The 19,086-nt window shown below is 70.5% G+C and carries 15 protein-coding genes; 6 read left to right on the plus strand and 9 right to left on the minus strand.

The window, feature by feature from the left end; all coding sequences use genetic code 11:
* Nucleotides 1-156: 156 nt before the first annotated feature.
* The 3 genes from ACZ5VQ_RS07090 (at nucleotide 157) to ACZ5VQ_RS07100 (ending at nucleotide 4,310) form a co-directional block, all read left to right on the plus strand.
* Nucleotides 157-1,005, plus strand: coding sequence for a 3-hydroxyacyl-CoA dehydrogenase family protein (locus ACZ5VQ_RS07090; RefSeq protein ID WP_469104002.1), 849 nt, complete (start codon nucleotides 157-159; stop codon nucleotides 1,003-1,005).
* Nucleotides 1,006-1,170: 165 nt separating this feature from the next.
* On the plus strand, nucleotides 1,171-1,494 hold the full coding sequence (locus ACZ5VQ_RS07095) for an STAS domain-containing protein (protein ID WP_030672301.1): 324 nt from the start codon (nucleotides 1,171-1,173) through the stop codon (nucleotides 1,492-1,494).
* A 329-nt stretch (nucleotides 1,495-1,823) separates the two neighbouring features.
* Entirely contained in the window at nucleotides 1,824-4,310 is a 2,487-nt protein-coding gene (locus ACZ5VQ_RS07100; protein ID WP_469104003.1) for an ATP-binding protein, read from the plus strand.
* Nucleotides 4,311-4,428: 118 nt separating this feature from the next.
* Here the strand turns inward: ACZ5VQ_RS07100 and nucS are convergent, their stop codons facing one another.
* The gene (gene nucS, locus ACZ5VQ_RS07105) at nucleotides 4,429-5,100 is read right to left on the minus strand and encodes an endonuclease NucS (protein WP_306937898.1); all 672 of its coding nucleotides are present in this window, start codon (nucleotides 5,098-5,100) and stop codon (nucleotides 4,429-4,431) included.
* Between the two features lie 287 nt (nucleotides 5,101-5,387).
* Here nucS and ACZ5VQ_RS07110 point away from each other — a divergent pair, with 287 nt between their 5' ends.
* Entirely contained in the window at nucleotides 5,388-5,780 is a 393-nt protein-coding gene (locus ACZ5VQ_RS07110; protein WP_055617795.1) for an SCO5389 family protein, read from the plus strand.
* 573 nt (nucleotides 5,781-6,353) lie between these two features.
* Here ACZ5VQ_RS07110 and ACZ5VQ_RS07115 read toward each other — a convergent pair.
* Nucleotides 6,354-7,382 carry an LLM class flavin-dependent oxidoreductase gene (locus ACZ5VQ_RS07115; protein WP_469104004.1) on the minus strand — a complete coding sequence of 343 codons (1,029 nt, stop codon included), beginning with the start codon at nucleotides 7,380-7,382 and terminating at the stop codon, nucleotides 6,354-6,356.
* Nucleotides 7,383-7,600: 218 nt separating this feature from the next.
* On the opposite strand from ACZ5VQ_RS07115, the gene ACZ5VQ_RS07120 reads away from it, so the two are divergent.
* Nucleotides 7,601-7,942, plus strand: coding sequence for an ATP/GTP-binding protein (locus tag ACZ5VQ_RS07120; protein ID WP_469104005.1), 342 nt, complete (start codon nucleotides 7,601-7,603; stop codon nucleotides 7,940-7,942).
* A 34-nt stretch (nucleotides 7,943-7,976) separates the two neighbouring features.
* Here ACZ5VQ_RS07120 and ACZ5VQ_RS07125 read toward each other — a convergent pair whose 3' ends face one another.
* From ACZ5VQ_RS07125 to mce, 7 genes are all read right to left on the minus strand, one after another.
* Nucleotides 7,977-8,822, minus strand: coding sequence for an ABC transporter permease (locus ACZ5VQ_RS07125; protein WP_469104006.1), 846 nt, complete (start codon nucleotides 8,820-8,822; stop codon nucleotides 7,977-7,979).
* Nucleotides 8,819-10,069, minus strand: coding sequence for an ABC transporter ATP-binding protein (locus ACZ5VQ_RS07130; RefSeq protein ID WP_469104007.1), 1,251 nt, complete (start codon nucleotides 10,067-10,069; stop codon nucleotides 8,819-8,821). Before ACZ5VQ_RS07130 ends, ACZ5VQ_RS07125 begins: the two co-directional genes overlap by 4 nt.
* A gap of 110 nt (nucleotides 10,070-10,179) precedes the next feature.
* Complete coding sequence (locus ACZ5VQ_RS07135) at nucleotides 10,180-10,950, minus strand: ABC transporter permease (protein WP_469104008.1); 771 nt, start codon at nucleotides 10,948-10,950, stop codon at nucleotides 10,180-10,182.
* Between the two features lie 4 nt (nucleotides 10,951-10,954).
* The gene (locus ACZ5VQ_RS07140) at nucleotides 10,955-11,947 is read right to left on the minus strand and encodes an ABC transporter ATP-binding protein (protein WP_469104009.1); all 993 of its coding nucleotides are present in this window, start codon (nucleotides 11,945-11,947) and stop codon (nucleotides 10,955-10,957) included.
* Nucleotides 11,948-12,090: 143 nt separating this feature from the next.
* Nucleotides 12,091-13,026, minus strand: a complete 936-nt coding sequence (locus ACZ5VQ_RS07145) for a coiled-coil domain-containing protein (protein ID WP_055617802.1) — start codon at nucleotides 13,024-13,026, stop codon at nucleotides 12,091-12,093.
* Between the two features lie 182 nt (nucleotides 13,027-13,208).
* Nucleotides 13,209-17,057 (minus strand): polarized growth protein Scy, encoded by a 3,849-nt coding sequence (gene scy, locus ACZ5VQ_RS07150; protein ID WP_469104010.1) that lies wholly within the window; start codon nucleotides 17,055-17,057, stop codon nucleotides 13,209-13,211.
* Nucleotides 17,058-17,287: 230 nt separating this feature from the next.
* Complete coding sequence (mce, locus tag ACZ5VQ_RS07155) at nucleotides 17,288-17,728, minus strand: methylmalonyl-CoA epimerase (RefSeq protein WP_398894547.1); 441 nt, start codon at nucleotides 17,726-17,728, stop codon at nucleotides 17,288-17,290.
* A 147-nt stretch (nucleotides 17,729-17,875) separates the two neighbouring features.
* Between mce and ACZ5VQ_RS07160 the strand changes: the two genes are divergently transcribed.
* Nucleotides 17,876-19,078, plus strand: a complete 1,203-nt coding sequence (locus ACZ5VQ_RS07160) for an acetyl-CoA C-acetyltransferase (protein WP_469104011.1) — start codon at nucleotides 17,876-17,878, stop codon at nucleotides 19,076-19,078.
* The last annotated feature ends 8 nt before the right edge of the window (nucleotides 19,079-19,086 follow it).

The raw sequence follows: 19,086 nt of genomic DNA on the forward strand, positions 1-19,086 counted from the left end.
ATGTCCGTCCTATGAGACGTGACGCGCGTTACTTACCGGTCACACAGCGCCTCACGACCGCTAGGGTCCGCCGAAGAGGCAACCCGACAGCGTGTTACCCCGGGTTGTCTCGCGATGGTCAACGCCGCCGGGAAAACGCAGCAGGGGAGTCGGACAGTGGCACGCAAGCTCGCCGTCATCGGGGCCGGACTCATGGGTTCAGGTATCGCCCAGGTCTCCGCACAGGCCGGCTGGGACGTCGTCCTGCGCGATGTCACCGACGAGGCGTTGACCCGTGGCACCGACGGCATCAAGGCCTCGTACGACAGGTTCGTGAGCAAGGGGAAGCTGGACGCCGACGCGGCCGGGGCGGCGCTGGGGCGCATCACCACGACCACTGATCTGGACGCGGTCGCCGACGCCGACATCGTCGTCGAGGCCGTCTTCGAGAAGCTGGAAGTCAAGCACGAGATCTTCCGTACGCTCGACAAGCTGGTGAAGGACGAGACCGTACTCGCCTCCAACACCTCCGCCATCCCGATCACCAAGATCGCGGCGGCCACCGAGCGCCCGGAGCGGGTCGTCGGCGTCCACTTCTTCTCGCCGGTCCCGATGATGCAGCTCTGCGAGCTCGTCCGCGGCTACAAGACGAGCGACGAAACGCTCGCCGCCGCGCGGGAGTTCGCCGAGTCGGTCGGCAAGACCTGCATCGTCGTCAACCGTGACGTGGCCGGCTTCGTGACCACCCGGCTCATCTCGGCGCTCGTCGTCGAGGCGGCCAAGCTGTACGAGTCGGGCGTGGCGACCGCCGAGGACATCGACCTCGCCTGCAAGCTGGGCTTCGGTCACGCGATGGGTCCTCTCGCCACCGCCGACCTCACGGGCGTCGACATCCTTCTGCACGCGACCAGCAACATCTACACCGAGTCCCAGGACGAGAAGTTCGCCCCGCCGGAGCTGATGCGCCGGATGGTTGACGCCGGTGACATCGGCCGTAAGAGCGGGCAAGGCTTCTACACGTACTGATACACGTACTGACTCTGCGGCGATCTTCGACCGGTCACTCCTCGGAGTGAATTCGGTATCGGTTCGCTTACAGAGGGCAACTTCTGCCCCGGTACGGCAGTCAGTCCTGGCAACACAGGACACGACGAAGACGCAGCGTACGAAACGCACTCTCGGGGAGCGCATATGTACATCAGGGGCGACCACGCCGAGCTGGTCGTCGGGGGCCGCCTCGACGTCCGCAGCGCGGCGGACGCCCGTACGGTCCTGCACTCGGCAGTCGACGACGGCGTCGGCGACCTGGTGCTCGACCTGTCAGAGCTGGACTCCTGGGACGCCACCGGACTCGGTGTCATCATGGGGGCCCACCGGCGGGCGGGGCGGTGCGGCCGGAGGCTTGTGCTGCGCGGCGTCCCGCCGCAGATGCAGCGACTGCTGGTGGCCACCCGGCTCCACCGGATCCTGGCGATCGAGGGCGGCATCGGCGTCGAGTCGCTGCCCCGGGTGTGACCCCGCGCCACTCCCGGACGTGACCCTCCGCCGCCCCTGGACGTGACCCGGTGCCGCTCCTGGATGTGACTCGGCGTCACTGTCGCAAACGGCGAAGATCGGGTAGGAAGCGATCGTACGAAACGTATGTCGCGAACAATCCTCACGAAGCTGTGACGTCTCGGACGGCGCGGTACCCCGTGTGTTCGTAGATACTGTGCGAAGGTTTAGGGTTCGGCTGCCCGCGTCTTGACGAACCCGTGAGCGGGCACCGGACCAGAAGCGACAGCGCAGTGTGCAGCAAGGCCGGGAGGGGCTCGGCACACCACGCTTTTGGGGGGCTTGGACCTATGGACCCGATGAACCGGGGACCCGAAGAGTACGGCCACGACGACGACGGCTCGGCGCCACGACAGCGCCCGCCGCGCGATCCTCTGACGTCCGACTTCGGTCAGCACACGCCAGCACTGGCCCGCACCGTCCAACTCGTGTCGGGCGACCATCTGCTCACCGTCAATCCCGTCGACGGCAGCGAGATCGAGCTCTGCCCACCGGGCGAGCGACCGCCGCGGCCCACGAAGTTCAGCGCAGCCGACCGGGCCGAGCTGGCCCGCTCGGCACGACCTCCCGTACCGCCCGGGGCCTCGCTGCCCAGACTGCCGCTCCTGGAGCGGCAGGAGGAGCGTGAGCGGCTTGTGCGCCTGCTCGCGCGCGGGCGCTCCGTGCGGCTCACCGGGCCCTCCGGTTCGGGCCGCACCGTGCTCCTGGACGCCGTCGCGGACGACTGCGCGGACCTCGCTCCGGACGGAGTGGTGCGCCTCAGCGGCCACCGCCGTACCCCGGACGATCTGCTGCACGACCTCTTCGCCGCCGTCTTCGACGCTCCGCTGCACCGGCCGGAGCGGGAGGAACTGCTCGCACTCGTCCACGAGATCGGCGCGGTCGTCGTTCTGGACGACGTGGAGTTCGGCGGTACCGCGCTCGACGAACTGCTCGACGCGACCCCCGAGTGCGCCTTCCTGATCTCCGCGACACCCGACGTGCCCGCGCCGTCGACCGACTCGCTCCTCGAAGAGGTCTTCCTCGGCGGCCTCGGCCGCGGCGGCGGTCTCGAACTGCTGGAGCGTGCCGTCGGCCGCGTCCTGACCGAGGACGAGGCGAACTGGGCGGGCGACCTCTGGTTCGAGTCCGAGGGGCTGCCGCTGCGCTTCGTGCAGGCCGGTGCGCTGCTGCGGCAGCGCGACCAGCTGCGCGCCGACCCGAACGCCTTCGACGAGTTCGGCTACTACGAGGACGCGCCCGTGGACGCGCCCTTCGACGCCGAGGACGGCCACGACGTACCGCTGCCGTCGCTCGCCGAGGGCGCCGCCCCGGCCGCGCTGCTCGCCACCCGGCTCAGCGAGTCGGCGCGCGCCACGCTGCGCTTCGCCGTCGCGCTGGGCGGCGAGGTGCCGCACCAGGCGCATCTGCCCGCCCTGGTGGGGGACACGCACGCGGACGCCGCGCTCGCCGAGCTCGTCGGCTGCGCGCTCGTCACACCGGTCGGCTCGCACTACCGGCTCGCGGCCGGCGTACAGACCCAGCTGGAGGCCGTCGGGTACGCCTCCGACGCCGAGGAGAAGGCGCGCGCCGCCGCCGAGCACTACGCCTGGTGGGCGGGGCATCCGTCGGTCACCCCGGAGCGGGTCGCCGCCGAGGCGGACGCCGTGCTCGCCGCGCTGACCGTCCTGGCGCCCGTCACGGAGCGCCCGGCCGAGGACGAGGAGAGCGCCACCGCCGTACGGCTGGCGCGCACGGCCGCGCCCGCGTTCGCCGCGGGGCTGCACTGGAGCGCCTGGGAGCGTGCGTTGCGCTCGGGCGCCGAGGCGGCCCGGCTGTCCGGCGAGGTCTCGGATCAGGCCTATTTCCACCACGAGCTGGGCATCCTTGCGCTCTGCGCCGGGCAGTTCGACCGGGCCCGCGCCGAGTTGGAGGCGTCCATCGGGCTGCGCGGCGCCCTCGCCGAGAAGCGCGGCACCGTCGCCGGCCGCCGCGCACTGGCGCTGGTCGCGGACCGCACCGGCACCACACCGCCGGCCGGCATCGGTTCGACGGCGGGCGAGGAGGTGCCCGACGCACGGTACGAGGAGTCGGCGTCGCCGCCCGGTGGCGTACCGTCCGGATTCACTCCGGTCCCCTCGCTCCAGCAGCCGGGCGAGCCCGCGACGGTGATCACCCGCGGCGGTGCCGCCTCCGCGGCGAAGCCGGGCCGCGTCAAGGGCCTGGTCAACGGCACCCGGCGCAACCTCGCGGCGGCGGGCGCGGGCGCGCTCCTCGCGGCCGTGCTCGGCACGGTGGTGACGCTCGGCGCGACCTCCAACCCCGACGACAACATCCCCTCGGAGCGGGTCGGCCCCAACCCGTCGGCCAGCGCCGGCGACGAGGGCGACGGACTCGGCGCGGACCGGCCGCAGAAGGACAGCGGCGCCGCGGACTCGACGAGCCGCCCCACCGACCCGGGTGACGACGGGATCATCGGGACCTCGGACGACCCGGCGCCCTCTTCGAGCACGGAGCCCTCGGACGATCCGACCGGGACGAAGGACCCGAGCACGAACAAGCCCACGACGAAGCCGCCGTCCTCGACCAGGCCGCCGACTTCGCCGAAGCCGACCAGCCCGACGCCGACACCCACGCCGACTCCGACCCCGACACCGACCGATCCGACCGGTGAGCCGAGCGAGACTCCGCCGACCACACCGGAGACCTCCGACTCGGCCAGCGGCCCGGCCTCCAGCCCGGCCGAGAGCAGCAGCGCCGCGAGCAGCCCGGCGGACAGCGGCTCGCCGACGATCTGACACCCGGGGTACGACACCCGCATACGGGCACCGCATGACAGTGGGCCGGGTCCTCCACACAGGACCCGGCCCACCGTCATGCCGTACGAACACGGCGTATGAGAGAACCCCGTGGCCGTCAGAACAGCCGCAGCTTGTCGTCCTCGATGCCGCGCAGCGCGTTGTAGTCGAGGACCGCGCAGCCGATGCCCCGGTCGGTGGCGAGGACGCGGGCCTGGGGCTTGATCTCCTGGGCCGCGAAGATGCCGCGGACCGGCGCGAGGTGCGGGTCGCGGTTCAACAGCTCCAGATAGCGCGTGAGTTGCTCCACGCCGTCGATCTCGCCGCGCCGCTTGATCTCCACGGCGACGGTCCGGCCCTCGCCGTCACGGCACAGGATGTCGACCGGGCCGATGGCCGTCATGTACTCGCGGCGGATCAGCGAGTAGCCCTCGCCGAGGGTGTCGATGCGGTCGGCGAGGAGTTCCTGGAGGTGCGCCTCCACGCCGTCCTTGATCAGGCCGGGGTCCACGCCGAGTTCGTGCGAGGAGTCGTGGAGGATCTCCTCCATCGTGATGATGAGCTTCTCGCCCGCCTTGTTGATGACGGTCCAGACACCCTCGTCGTCCCCCGAACCCTCCTTCAGAGTGCAGGGCGGCGACATCCAGTTGAGGGGCTTGTAGGCCCGGTCGTCCGCATGGATCGAGACACTGCCGTCGGCCTTCACAAGGATCAGACGGGGGGCCGACGGGAGATGGGCGGTGAGCCGGCCCGCGTAGTCGACGGAGCAGCGGGCAATGACGAGACGCATGGTCCGCAACGCTACTCGACCGGCACGGGTCGGCGCGATCCGCCCATGGGCCCGCTTGACCGGAGCCATTCCTGTCGCCCCTGTTTCCCCGGATAAGCCCTGTTCGAAAGTGGCCGGTTGTGAGCAGGTTGAGTCTCCCTCGGTTTCTCAATGTCCTGGTGCGGCCACGAACAGTTGCCTACCGTGTAAACGGGAGGTCGCGACGCGTGTACTCAGCGTGTTCGGCGTCGCGGTCTCCTTCCCTGTCCGTCAACCCCCTCTGCCGAGGGGGTGCGAGAGGAGAACCCATGTCGCTGGACGTCTCACCGGCCCTACTCGAAAAGGCCGAGCGAGGCGAGGTCGACGAAGCGGAATTCGTCGACTGCGTCCGGATTTCCCTGCCCTACGCATGGGAGATGATCAGCTCCCTGGTGGCTCAGCTGAAGGTGGACGGCGGCAACTTCGCCGACAACCAGACGCCTCCGCCGGACGAGCAGGCGCGCGGCCAGCTGCTGCGTGCGCTCGCGAGTGACGCGATACGCGGTGCGCTGCAGCGGCACTTCGGGGTGCGCCTGGCCTTCCAGAACTGCCACCGTGTGGCGGTGTTCCCGCTGGACGGCTCGGTGGACGACACCTTGACCCGTTTCACCTCGGTGCGCAGTCAGCTGCTGAACCAGTCGCCGGAGTTCCGGGACTGCTGAGGCGGTGATGCCGCACGGCTTGCCGCTCCGTACGCGGGAGGTGCTTTTGTACTGGGGCGGCAAGCTCCCCGCGGCGCACACCGGTTGGGCCCGGACAGGCGTCCGTCCGGCCCGGACAGGGATCTGTTCCGGTCGGATACGGGCCCGTTGCGACCGAACGCGGCCCAACCCCCGTCAGGCGTACGCCAGTCCGGCCCGGACGCACTCGGGCTCGGCCCGGACCCACGCCGGTTCGGCCCGGAACCGCTCCGATTCCGTGCGGTCGCACCCCGGTTCGATCCGGAACCGCTCCGATTCCGTGCGGTCGCACCCCGGTTCGGCCCGGACCCACTCCGGTTCGATCCGGAACCGCTCCGATTCCGTGCGGTCGCACCCCGGTTCGGCCCGGACCCACTCCGGTTCGATCCGGAACCGCTCCGATTCCGTCCGGGCGTACCGCAGTTCGGCCCGGTCGCACGTCGGCTCGGCCCGGTCGCGCCCCGGTTCCGCTCGGACGCCTCCAGGCTCGACCCGGTCGCATCCCGGCTCGGCCGGGACGCGGTTTTCTTCGGCTCGGCCCGGGTGGGGCCCCGCTCACCGCAGCCGCGGCAGCACCTCGTCCCCCAGCCGCCGTACGTTCTCCTCGGTCGCCGCCAGGTCGCCCGAGCCCTCCGTGAGAAGCGCGAAGCGCGTGATCCCCGTGCGCTCGGACGTCGCCGCGAGGCGGTCGGCGCACAGGCGGGGCGTGCCCACCGGGTGCAGACCGCAGAGCAGTTCGGTGTAGGCCACCGGATCCCGCATGGAGCGCGCCCGGCCGTCCACGGTCACATGCGCGTCGAGACCCTGCTTCAGCCAGCCCGGCATGGCCTTCAGGAGCATCTCGACCGCGTCCGTGCGCCGGTCCGCGACCTGGGCGATACCGGCCGAGACATGGGCCGCGTCCGCGATCTCGTCCGGCGAGTACCCCGCGTCGCGCGCGTGTGTGCGCCAGAGCGCGACCATCTCCGCCTTCTCCTCGTCCCCGACATGCATCCCGAGGAGCATCGGCAGCCCGCGCTCGGCGGCCAGCCGGACGCTCGCCGGTGAGGTGCAGGCGACGACGACCTCGGGGCTCTCGCCGCCCGTCAGGGCCTCCGACGGCCTTGGCACGACAGGGACTTCACGGAAACCGAAACGCTCCGAACCGCCCGCGACGGACGGCTCACGCAGCCACCGCACCAGCAGATCGAGTGATTCCGGGAACCCCTTCTCGTACGCGTCGAGGCCCGTCCCGAAGACCTCCAGGTCCACCCACGGTCCGCCGCGCCCCAGCCCGAGCGAGAAGCGCCCGCCGGACGTCACGTGCAGCAGCGCGGCCTGCTCGCCGAGCGCCACGGGGTGCACGGTGGGCAGCACGCTGACCGCCGTGCCGACGCGGATCCGACGGGTGCGGCCGAGCAGTAACGCGGCGAGCGTGATGGCCGACGGGCACGTCCCGTACGGCACGAAGTGGTGCTCGGCCAGCCATACGGCGTCGAGCCCCGCCTCCTCGGCGACCTCGGCGGACCGCACCGCGCGGTGCAGTGCCTCCCCCTGGCCCTGGCCCGGGAACTGGGCCGCCAGTACAAAACTTCCTACGCGCATCGCACTCCTGCCTCCTTGTGCCGACGCGGCTCCCCCACCTCGCATAACCGTCTGACACGTGCCAAGGACACGGCTTGGCGGGGAGATTGGCGGATTGTCTGCAGAATGAGCCGGCCGTGCGGGGGATCTGTGGGGGTTGGTGACGTACGCGTACCCCTGGGTGCTCCGCGTAGGCTGGACACAGCCCGTGCTCCCTGTATAGCTCCGTGAGGTGTCCTGTGTCCCCGCGTCGCAACCGTCCCAAGGGTGCCGGTGACTCCGGCCGGAGCCAGTCCCCGGACGGTTCGGACCCGTCCGACCGTTACGGCGGCTGGCAGTCGACGGAGAGCTGGCGGGGCGAGGCGTGGAGCGTGCGGCACGTGGCGGGCGCGAGTGCCCAGGGCAAGACGTATCGCTGTCCCGGCTGCGACCAGCAGATTCCCTCCGGCGTCCCGCACGTGGTGGCCTGGCCCGAGCACTCCGGTGTGGACGAGCGGCGGCACTGGCACAGGTCGTGCTGGAACGCGAAGGACCGCCGCACCACGCGGGTGCAGCGGTCCCGGAACGCCCCGAGGTTCTAGACCTTCGAACGATTTTGCGTACGTCGGCTATGTCCTAGACATCCCGCTTCTCCAGCAGCGCGTAGGCACCGGCGATCGCCGCCGCGGTGACACCCGCGAGGAGGGCGAGCTGGGAACTGCCGTTCCCGTTCTCGGAGTCGAGCTGGAAGATCCGGGCGAGCGCGTTCGGAGCGTTGTACTCCATCATCTTCTCGCCGATCGTGCGCATGCTCTCGGACATCAGCAGGAACGCGGGCAGGATCGCGGGCACCAGCACCACGCCGAGCATCGTGGTGATCGCGCCGGCGGAGTGCCGCAGCATCGAGCCCACCGCGAGCGCGAGCACGCCGAGCAGCGACACGTACAGCGCGCCCATCAGGACGGTCCCGCCCCACTCGTTGTCCGACGCCCCGCCGTGCATGCCCGACGTGATCAGGCCGACCACGCCGATGGAGAGGGCCGACACGACGAACGCGACGACGAAGAAGATCATCAGCTTGGCCGTGAGCACCCGGTAGCGCTGGGGCGACGCCGTGAACGTCGTACGGATCATGCCCGTGCCGTACTCCGACGAGACCACCAGCACGCCCAGCGTGATCAGGCAGATCTGGCCGAGGATCAGGCCGAAGAAGGCGGGGATCGTGTACGGGACGTCAGTGAAGTCCTCGTTGGTGGTCTGGGCGGCGACCAGGAAGCCGATGCCGACGACCAGCAGCACGAAGACACCGAGCGTCCACATCGTGGAGCGCACCGACTTGATCTTCGTCCACTCTGAGGCGAGCGCGTGACCGAGGTGCGTGCGCGTGATCGGAATCGGCGAGGTGTACGAAGTCCCGGGCGCGCCCTGCCAGTTCGGGGCAGGGGCGGCCTGCTGCTGCATCTGGTGCTGGGGCGTGCTCATCGGGCGTCCTCGGGCTTGGTCAGGTCGGGCGCGGCGGAGGAGGGCTGCGCGGGGGCGGGCTGTGCGGGAGCGGCGGCCGCGGGCGTGGTGCCGGCGGGCTGGGCGTAGGGGTTGGGCTCTCCGGCTCCGGGCGCGGCCGGAGCGCCGTACGGGCCCGGGGGCACCCCGACGGGCGGCTGCGCCTGCGCCTGCGGCATCGCGAACGGCTGACCGCCCTGCTGGGGCGGCGGCGGGGCGTACCAGCCCGGCTGGCCCTGCCCCGGCACCGGCATCTGCGGCGGCGGCATCGCGCCCGGCGGGAGCTCCTGCTGCAGGCCCGCGCGCTGGTCGACGGTGGAGCGGTAGTCGACGGAACCCTGCGTCATCCGCATGTACGCCTCCTCCAGCGAGGCCTGGTGCGGGGAGAGCTCCCACAGGCGTACGTCGGAGCTGTGCGCGAGTTCGCTGATGCGGGGGAGCGGCAGGCCCATGACACGCAGAGCGCCGTCCTGCTCGGGCAGCACCTGGCCGCCCGCTTCGGTCAGCGCCGCCGTCAGCTTCTCGCGCTGCTGGGGCTCGGTGTCGGGCGTGCGTACGCGCGCGAAGTCGGCGGAGTTGTGCGAGATGAAGTCGCGGACGCTCATGTCGGCGAGCAGCTGACCGCGGCCGATCACGATGAGGTGGTCGGCGGTGAGTGCCATCTCGCTCATGAGGTGGGAGGAGACGAAGACGGTCCGGCCCTCCGCGGCCAGCGACTTCATCAGGTTCCGCACCCAGAGGATGCCCTCGGGGTCGAGGCCGTTGACCGGCTCGTCGAAGAGCAGCACCTGGGGGTCGCCGAGGAGCGCGGCGGCGATGCCGAGCCGCTGGCCCATGCCGAGCGAGAAGCCCTTGGAGCGCTTCTTCGCCACGTCCTGGAGGCCGACGACGCCCAGCACCTCGTCCACGCGGCGGGCCGGGATGCCGGACAGCTGGGCGAGGCACAGGAGGTGGTTGCGGGCGTGCCGGCCACCGTGCACGGCCTTGGCGTCGAGGAGCGCGCCGACCTGGCGGGGGGCGTTGGGCAGCTTGCGGTAGGGGTAGCCGCCGATCGTGACCTGACCGGAGCTGGGGTTGTCGAGCCCGAGGATCATGCGCATGGTCGTCGACTTGCCCGACCCGTTGGGCCCGAGGAAGCCGGTGACGGAACCCGGCCTTACCTGGAAGGAAAGGTTGTACACGGCTGTCTTGTCGCCGTAGCGCTTCGTCAGGCCGACTGCCTCGATCATTCTCCGCACCCATCGAAAGGTTCAGGACGTCGGGGCGCACGCCCCCGTAAGGCTTAGGAGGATAGCCGGGCGCTGACGGTTCCCCCCAAAGCTGAGCAAAATCGTGAACCCTAGGCGTCCCTCTTCTTCAGCAGCACGTATCCGCCCGCCACCGCCACCACGACCCACAGGACCATGATTCCCAGGCCGCCCCAGGGGCCGTACGGCACGTCGTCGTCGACCGGGGTGACGACCTGCATGATTTTGCTGCCCGCCTGGTCCGGGAGGTACTGGCCGACCTTCTTGGTGGCGTCGACGTTGCCGAGGATGGCGGAGATCAGGAAGAAGAAGGGCATCAGGATGCCGAGGGAGAGCATCGGGCTGCGCAGCATCGTGGCGACGCCCATCGAGAAGAGGGCGATGAGGGTCATGTAGAGGCCGCCGCCGATGACCGCGCGCAGCACACCCGGGTCGCCGATCGACGCCCGGTGCGAGCCCAGCATCGCCTGGCCGAGGAAGAAGGCGACGAAACTGGTGGCGAGGGCGACGAGGAAGGCGAGTCCGGTCGCCACCGCGATCTTGCTGAAGAGGAACGTGCCGCGCTGCGGTACCGCGGCGAGCGAGGTGCGGATCATGCCGGTGCTGTACTCGTTGGAGACCACCAGCACGCCGAACACGATCATCGCCAGCTGACCGAGGCTCATCCCCGCGAAGCTGATGAACGTCGGGTCGAAGGAGAGTTGGTCCTTCGTGCTCATGTCGTCGAACTCGTTCTTGGACAGCAGCGAGATCAGCACGCCGAGCGCGACGGTGACCACCGCGGCGAGACTGAGCGTCCACACCGTGGACGCCACCGACCGGATCTTGGTCCACTCGGACCGGACGACCTGGGTCGCGGCCATGTGTTCAGCCCTTCTTCCAGTCGTTGCCCCACTGGGGTGCCTGCTGCTGCCCGGCAGGCGGAACGTCGGGCACGATGCCGGCGAGTCCCGGGTCCGCGTGCGCGTGGTACTCCACCGACTCAGCCGTCAGCTGCATGAACGCCTCTTCCAGCGATGCCTGTTGGGGGCTCAGCTCATGCAGCACGAGCTGGTGCTGAGCCGCGAGCTCCCCGATGTGCTCCGACTTCGCGCCGTCCACTTCGAGTGCCTCGCCGCCGGACTCGACGACGGTGATCCCGGCCCCGTGCAGCACGTCGAGCAGCCGCTCCCGCTGGGGCGACCTGATCCGCACGTACGACCGTGAGTTCTGCCGGATGAAGTCGGCCATGGAGGTGTCGGCGAGCAGCCGGCCCTGGCCGATCACGACGAGGTGGTCGGCGGTCAGCGCCATCTCGCTCATCAGATGCGAGGAGACGAAGACCGTACGGCCCTGGGTGGCCAGGGACTTCATCAGGTTGCGGATCCAGTGGATGCCCTCGGGGTCGAGCCCGTTGACCGGCTCGTCGAACATCAGGATCCGCGGGTCGCCGAGCAGCGCGCCCGCGATACCGAGCCGCTGCCCCATACCGAGCGAGAAGCCCTTCGCCTTCTTCTTCGCCACCGCCGTGAGGCCCACCGTGTCGAGGACCTCGTGCACCCGCGCCCTCGGAATCCCGTTGCTCTGCGCGAGGCACAGGAGGTGGTTGAAGGCGCTGCGGCCGCCGTGCATCGCCTTGGCGTCGAGCAGGGCCCCGATGTACTTCAGCGGATCCTTGAGACGGTCGTAGTGCTGTCCGTCGATCCGCACATCACCCGCGGTCGGCCGGTCGAGCCCGAGCAGCATTCGCATCGTCGTGGACTTTCCGGCCCCGTTCGGCCCCAGAAATCCGGTCACGATCCCAGGCCGCACGGTGAACGTCAGATGGTTCACCGCCATTTTTTCGCCGTACCGCTTGGTAAGCCCTTCGAGCTCGATCATGGACCCACGCTAAAACGCGACAAAGCCCCCTGCCACTCAAAGGCAGGGGGCTTCGAGGTGTGCCCCGAAGGGGCGCGGGGAACTGCGCGACCAGTCCAAACGGACCCGCAGATCCCGACGACCCGTACGTGGACGACCCGTACTTACCGGGACTGCTGCGCCGGAACCCCACGAGAGATCGGCTCGTCCTCGGCCGGCGAACCGGCGGCAGCCACAGCCGCACCGGTCAGCGTCGCGAGCATCTCGCGGACGTTCGTCAGCTGAGCGTTGATCGAGTCGCGACGGTTCGTGAGAGCCGCCAGCTCGCGCTCGGATTCCGAACGGATCCGGTCCGCCTTGGCGTTCGCGTCGGCCACGATGTCCTCGGCCTGGCGCTGAGCCGTCTCCACCGTCTGACGGGCGCGACGCTCCGCGTCCGTACGCAGCTTCTCGGCCTCCAGGCGGAGCTGCTCCGCGCGGTGCTCGATCTCCGCGAGACGCTTCTCCGCCTTGGCCTGACGCGAGGCCAGGTCACGCTCGGACTGTTCGCGGCGCTTGGCGAGGTTCGTCTCGAAGTCGGCGGCGGCCTGAGCAGCCTTCGCACGGGTCTCCTCGAAGAGGGCGTCCGCCTCCTCACGCTTGGACTGCGCGTCCTTCTGAGCCTCGGTACGCAGCTGAGAAGCGTCGGACTTGGCCTTCTCGACGATCCGGACGCCCTCGTCCTCCGCCTTGGCCTTGCGGTCCGCAGCGAACGATTCTGCGTCGTTACGCACCTGCTGAGCCGCCGACTCGGCGAGCTCACGGTGCTGTTCCGCCGCGCGACGGGCCTCTTCGCGCAGGTCCTTCGCCTCCTCCTCGGCGAGGCGGAGGATCTTCTCGACGCGCGCGCCGAGACCCGCGTACGACGGCTCTGCGTCGCTGACCTGGGCCTGGGCGTTCTGCGTTTCGAGATGGAGCTCCTCGATGCGCTTTTCCAGAGCAGTGATACGGGCCAGAGCGCTGTCACGGTCGGAGACGAGCTTCGAGATGCGTTCGTCCACCTGAGCGCGGTCGTACCCACGCCGCACAAGCTCGAAGCCGTAGGGGGAAGTGTCGCTCATGGGGTTCCTGTCGAATGAGACCGGTGAGGTGATAGGTGGAATCCTAGGGGTCAAGACGGTGTGTCATCGAGCAGTAGCCCGATTGATATGGAGAATGACACCCTTTTTGGTGGCTAACTGCCGGACCGCTTGCCAGAGACGATGCCGAAGGCCTCTGGCAAGCACGGAAGTTGGCCATTTGGCTAGCCCTCCGACGGCTTGCCACCCGAACGAGTCGCACCGGCCGCAGCGGCAGCCTTGACGCCACCGTCCTTGCCACTCGACGGGGCCTCAAACGACTCCAACGCCTCAAGGACGTCCTGGACACGGGAGATCTCGGCATTGATGTCCTCGCGGCGCCGGACCAGCACCTCCAGCTCGCGCTTGCCCTCCTCGACCGCGGCCCGCGCCTCGCGCACCGCCTCGGATCTGATCGCCTCGGCCTCGGAGATGAGCGCGGCCTTCTTCTGCTCGGCCTCCTTGAGAAGCCCCTCCGCCTTCTTCACGGCGGCGATCCGGACCTTGCCCGCCTCGGAGTTGGCCTCCGACACCAGGTCCTTGGCCTTCGCCTCGGCTTCCCTCAGCTGGTCCTCGGCGGCCTTGATGAGCGCGTCGCAGCGGTCGCCCGCCGCCTTCATCGTCTCCGCGGACTCCCGGCGCGCCCGGTCGTGCAGATCCTCGATCTCGCCGGTGATCCGGTCACGAAGCTCCTCCGCCCGCTCTCTTATGGCGGTCGCGTCCCGGCGCGCACCGACCAGCAGCTCGTCCGCGTCCGTCCGAGCCCGCTCCACCAGCGAGTTGCCCTCGACGGTCGCCTCGGAGACCAGCCGCTCCGCCTCGTTGCGGGCGGCGCCGACCATCGTGTCGGCATGACTCTCGGCGTCCGCGGTGGTCTTGTGCGCCGTCTGCTGGGCCTCCGTGATCAGCTTGTCGGCCTCGGCGGCCGTCTCCGTGATCAGCGTGTCGACCTGCTCGGCCGCCTCGGAGCGCCGCTTGTTGGCCTCCTTGCGCGCCTTGTCCAGGGTGTCGTCGGCCTCGTCGCGTGCGTTCGACATGAGCCGGTCGGCCTCGGCGGCCGCCTCGTTCCTGACGCGCTCCGCCTCCGACCTGATCCGCTCTGCGTGCTGCTGCGCGGAACCGACCGTCTCGGCGGCCTCGGCGCGCAGCCGCTCCGCGTCGCCCGTCGCGTCCGAGATCAGCTTCCCCGCCTTCGCCACGGACTCGGAACGGACCCGCTCCGCCTCCGCGTTGGTCTCCGCCGTGAGCCGCTCCGCCTCCGACGTCACCTCGGTGATGAGGGTGTCGGCCTGCGTCGCCGCGTCCGACCGGATGCGGTTGGCGTCCTCGCGGGCCTCGGCCCGGGCCCGTGAGGCGTCCTGCTCGGCCGACGCGACGGTGTCCGACGCCTCCGTACGGGCCCGCTGGACGAACTCCGAGGCGTCCGAGCGCAGCCGCTCGGACTCGGTGATCGCCTCCGAAACCGTGCGCTCCGCAAGGGACTTGGCGGCCTCCGCCTCCTCGTGGGCCTCGCGCCGGACGCGGTTGCCGTCCTCGGCGGCCCGCTCCCGCTCCGCGTACGCGTCGGCGCGGACCCGGTCGGCCTCCTGCTGTGCTTCGGTGCGGGTGCGCTCCGCCGCGTGCTCGGCGGCGCTGCGCAGGCCCGTGATCTCCTCCTGGGCCTGCTCGTGCAGCCCGGCGACGGAGTCCCGGACCTGCTGCGCGGTCTGCTCGGCGGCCGACACCATCTCGGTCGCCCGGCGGTCCGCCTCCTCGACCAGCCGTACGGCCTCGGTCTGGGCCTCCTCCACGCGGTTGCGCGCCGAGGCCAGCAGCTCCTCGCTCTGCTCGCGAGCCCGCTCCCGCTCCTGGTCGGCCTCCTGCCGGGCGGCGCCGAGGAGCTCCTCGGCCTCGCGGCGGCGCCTGGCGGCCTCCTCCTGGGCGGCGGACAGCGCCTCGGCGGCCTCCGTGGCGAGCCGCTCGGCGGCGGCCTGCGCCTCCGTCCGTACGCGGTCCGCGGTGTCCTGTGCCTCCGACTTGAGCCGCTCGGCCTCCGCCGCGGCCTCCGAACGCAGCCGTACGGCGATGGTCTCGCCCTCGGCACGCGAAGCGGACGCGTCGGAGGCGGCCTCGTCGCGCAGCCGCTCGGCCTCCGCCTCGGCCTGTGCCTGGAGCGTACGGATCCGCTCGGCGGCCTCGCCGCGCAGCCGGTCGATCTCCTCGGCGGCCTCACGGCGGATCCGCTCGCCCTCGGCGCGCGCGTCGGTCAGCGCCTGCTCGGCGGAGGCGAGGCGCTCCTCGGCCTCCGTGTGCAGCCGGGTCAGCCCCTCGGCGGCCTCGGCCTGGCGGGCCGCTATGGCCCGCTCGGTGTCCTCGTGCAGTTCGCGTGCGGCACGCTCGGCCTCCGCGGTGATGGCCTCGGCCCGCTCGACGGCCTCCGCCCGGTGCCGCTCGGCCTCCGCGCGGGTGCGCTCCAGGGTCTCCTCGGCCTGCCGGCGCAGCGTCGTGGCGCGCTCGATGGCCTCGGTGCGGACCCGCTGGCTCTCCGTCGTCGCGTTCGACCGCTGGTCGTCCGCGTCGGCCTTCGCCTTGGCGAGCAGCTCCTCGGCGGTCTTGGCCGCCTCCTCGATCTGCTGGACGGCCTCGCGCCGGGCCTCGGAACGGATCCGCTCGCCCTCGGCGTTGGCGTCCGCGCGCAGCTGCTCGGCGTCGCCGCGCAGCCTGCGCGCCTCCTCCTGCAGCTCGACCGTCTTGGCGCGGTACTCCTTGGTGTCGTCCTTCGCCGTGCCCTTGAGCTGCTCGGCGATGTCGTGCGCCTCGGCACGCAGCCGGTCCGCCTCGGCCTCGGCACCGGCGCGGATCCGCTCGGCCTCCTCGGAGGCGGCCTTGGTGGTCGACTTGGCTTCCTCGGACGCCTTGTTCAGGACGTCCTCGGCCGTACGGGCCGCCTTGGCGAGCTGGGAGGCGGTCTCCTCGGCGGTGAGACTGCGCGCGTTCTCCTCGGCCTCCGCGACGATCTTCTCGGCGGCGGTCTTGGCGTCCGCGACGACCTGCTCGGCCTCGGCCTTGGTGGCCTCGGCCTCCTTGGTGGCCTCGCTGACCAGCCGGGCGACCTGCTCCTTCGCCGTACGCGTGCGCTGCTCGTTCGCCGACTCCGCGCCGGCGAGCGCCTTGGCCGCGGCCTCCTTCGCCTCGGCGAGGACCTTCTCCGCCTCGGCCCGCGCCTCGCGCAGCGCCGCCTCGGCCTCGCTGATGCGCTGCTCGGCGGCCCGGCTCAGCTCGCCGGCCTGACGGCGCGCGCTGTCCGACTCGGTGGCGGTCGAACTGCGCAGCTGCTCGGCGTGGTCGGTGGCCTCCTGGGCCTGCGTCGACGCCGCGTTCAGCAGCCGCTCGGCGTCGGTGCGGGCCCGGCGCAGCAGCGCCTCGGCCTCCGCGCGCGCCTGCTCCGCGTCGCTCTGCAGCCGCTGACGGGCCTCCGCGGTGACCCGCTCGGCCTCCGCGCGGGCGGCGGCCAGGGCCTGCTCGGCCTCGCCACGGGACTCGTCGACCAGCCGGCGGGCCTGCTGCTCGCTGCGGGCGCGCAGCTGCTCGGCCCACGCCACGTTCTCGTTGACGTGTGACTCGACGCTCTGCCGGCGCTCCGAGAGCTCCTGGTCGAGCTGCTGGCGACGGGTGACCGCCTCCTGGTGCAGCTCCGCCTGGAGACGGGCGGCCTGCTCGGCGTGCTCCTGGAGGATCCGCTGCGTCTGCGCGCGGGCCTGACTCAGCTCCCGCTCGGCGTCCTGGCGCAGCTGGTCGGCCTGGATCTGCGCATTACGGAGCATCTGCTCGGCCTGATAGCCGATGTCGGCGCTGTCGTAGGCAGGCCGGGTCGCCAGACTGCGGCGCGCCTCGTGCAGCTTGGCGCGCAGCACCTCGACCTGATAGCCGAGGTCCTCGGCGTGCTGGACGGCCTTCTCCCGCTCGGTCTTCAGCCGCTCCATCTCGGCCTCGAACCGAGAGAGGTGGTCGACGTCAGCCGCCGGCTCTCGCTCCTGGCGTTCGTAGCCCCGCACTGCGCGGTCCCATCCGTCCCCTGGTCGCAAGTCTCTCCAAACGAGCACCGTCCATCCGCCGAACGGGGCCCCCGGGGAATGGTGTCAGATCAACGGCGGAGCACACGCTGCTGCTCCGCCACTCGCCCCCGAAACCTGGACCCCGGCCCTCGGATCCTGACGATGAGGACCCGGACCGCCCCGTAGAAGCGGCGGCCGTCCCCAACCCTACCGGCCCTTATGTACGCGGGTCAGTGCTCAGGTGACTCAACAGGCGCCGATGTGACCAGTTCTGTCAGGACGCCATGGCAATCCTTTGGGTGCAGAAAGGTGATGCGCGACCCCATCGAACCCCTGCGCGGCTCGTCGTACAGCACGCGTACGCCCTTGTCGCCGATGGCGGCCGCGTCCGCGTCCACATCCGCCGTACCGAAAGCGATGTGGTGCACGCCCTCACCGTTCTTGGCCAGCCACTTCCCGACGGCGGAGTCCTCGCGGGTGGGTTCCAGGAGCTGGAGATAGGAGGCGCCACCGTCGGACGTCTCATTGATCTTGAGCATGGCCTCGCGCACGCCCTGCTCCTCGTTGACCTCGGTGTGGAAGACCTCGAAGCCGTACGTGGCACGGTAGAACTCGACAGTCCTGTCGAGGTCGAAACAGGCGATCCCGATGTGGTCGATTCGCGTCAGCATGGTGTCAGTGCAGCGCTCCTGAGGCGGTTACGCAACGTGCGCGCGATCACACACCGCGCCGGATGACGGGGGACGTACCGCTCAGTACATTTTGAGTAAACCCTCGTTCACTCCTCAGCTGTGCAAGCTGGAAGGGGATCGCTCCTCATGTCTGGAACGAACAGCACCACCTCCGTCATCGTCGCGGGTGCCCGCACCCCGATGGGACGGCTGCTGGGCTCTCTGAAGTCCTTCTCCGGAGCCGACCTCGGTGGTTTCGCGATCAAGGCCGCCCTCGACCGTGCGGGCATCGGCGGCGACCAGGTGCAGTACGTGATCATGGGCCAGGTGCTCCAGGCCGGGGCAGGGCAGATCCCGGCACGCCAGGCCGCGGTCAAGGCGGGCATCCCGATGAGCGTCCCGGCGCTCACGATCAACAAGGTCTGTCTCTCGGGCCTCGACGCCGTCGCGCTCGCCGACCAGCTGATCCGCGCCGGCGAGTTCGACGTGATCGTGGCGGGCGGCCAGGAGTCGATGACCAACGCTCCCCACCTGCTGCCGAAGTCCCGGGAGGGCTACAAGTACGGCGCGATCGAGATGCTCGACGCCATGGCGTACGACGGGCTGACCGACGCCTTCGAGAACATCGCCATGGGCGAGTCGACCGAGAAGCACAACACACGCCTGGGCATCCTGCGGCCCGAGCAGGACGACTTCTCGGCTCTCTCGCACCAGCGGGCCGCCGCCGCGCAGAAGAACGGCCTCTTCGAGGCCGAGATCACTCCGGTGGAGATTCCGCAGCGCAAAGGCGAGCCCGTCGTCTTCAGCAAGGACGAGGGCATCCGCGGCGAGACGACCGCCGAATCGCTGGGCAGGCTGCGGCCGGCGTTCACCAAGGACGGCACCATCACGGCTGGCTCGGCCTCGCAGATCTCCGACGGGGCGGCCGCCGTCGTCGTCATGAGCAAGGCCAAGGCGCTGGAGCTCGGACTGGAGTGGATCGCGGAGATCGGCGCCCACGGAAACGTCGCGGGACCCGACAACTCTTTGCAGTCGCAGCCGTCGAACGCGATCCAGCACGCGCTCAAGAAGGAGGGCATCGGCGTCGAGGATCTTGACCTGATCGAGATCAACGAAGCCTTCGCCGCCGTCGCGGTCCAGTCAATGAAGGACCTCGGGGTGTCCACGGAAAAGGTGAACGTCAACGGCGGCGCCATCGCCCTCGGTCACCCGATCGGCATGTCCGGCGCCCGGCTCGTACTGCACCTCGCCCTCGAACTGAAGCGGCGGGGCGGCGGAGTGGGCGCGGCGGCGCTGTGCGGTGGCGGCGGGCAGGGTGATGCACTGATCGTGCGGGTACCCAGGGCCTGACGCGTTTT

The sequence above is a fragment of the Streptomyces sp. NPDC033178 genome, from assembly GCF_055577685.1.

What these genes read in the sequence shown, in the direction of transcription:
- ACZ5VQ_RS07095 (WP_030672301.1), top strand. Translation starts at nt 1,171, where the DNA reads ATGTACATCAGGGGCGACCACGCCGAGCTGGTCGTCGGGGGCCGCCTC.
- ACZ5VQ_RS07100 (WP_469104003.1), top strand. Translation starts at nt 1,824, where the DNA reads ATGGACCCGATGAACCGGGGACCCGAAGAGTACGGCCACGACGACGAC.
- nucS (WP_306937898.1), bottom strand. Translation starts at nt 5,100, where the DNA reads ATGCGTCTCGTCATTGCCCGCTGCTCCGTCGACTACGCGGGCCGGCTC.
- ACZ5VQ_RS07110 (WP_055617795.1), top strand. Translation starts at nt 5,388, where the DNA reads ATGTCGCTGGACGTCTCACCGGCCCTACTCGAAAAGGCCGAGCGAGGC.
- ACZ5VQ_RS07115 (WP_469104004.1), bottom strand. Translation starts at nt 7,382, where the DNA reads ATGCGCGTAGGAAGTTTTGTACTGGCGGCCCAGTTCCCGGGCCAGGGC.
- ACZ5VQ_RS07125 (WP_469104006.1), bottom strand. Translation starts at nt 8,822, where the DNA reads ATGAGCACGCCCCAGCACCAGATGCAGCAGCAGGCCGCCCCTGCCCCG.
- ACZ5VQ_RS07130 (WP_469104007.1), bottom strand. Translation starts at nt 10,069, where the DNA reads ATGATCGAGGCAGTCGGCCTGACGAAGCGCTACGGCGACAAGACAGCC.
- ACZ5VQ_RS07135 (WP_469104008.1), bottom strand. Translation starts at nt 10,950, where the DNA reads ATGGCCGCGACCCAGGTCGTCCGGTCCGAGTGGACCAAGATCCGGTCG.
- ACZ5VQ_RS07140 (WP_469104009.1), bottom strand. Translation starts at nt 11,947, where the DNA reads ATGATCGAGCTCGAAGGGCTTACCAAGCGGTACGGCGAAAAAATGGCG.
- ACZ5VQ_RS07145 (WP_055617802.1), bottom strand. Translation starts at nt 13,026, where the DNA reads ATGAGCGACACTTCCCCCTACGGCTTCGAGCTTGTGCGGCGTGGGTAC.
- mce (WP_398894547.1), bottom strand. Translation starts at nt 17,728, where the DNA reads ATGCTGACGCGAATCGACCACATCGGGATCGCCTGTTTCGACCTCGAC.
- ACZ5VQ_RS07160 (WP_469104011.1), top strand. Translation starts at nt 17,876, where the DNA reads ATGTCTGGAACGAACAGCACCACCTCCGTCATCGTCGCGGGTGCCCGC.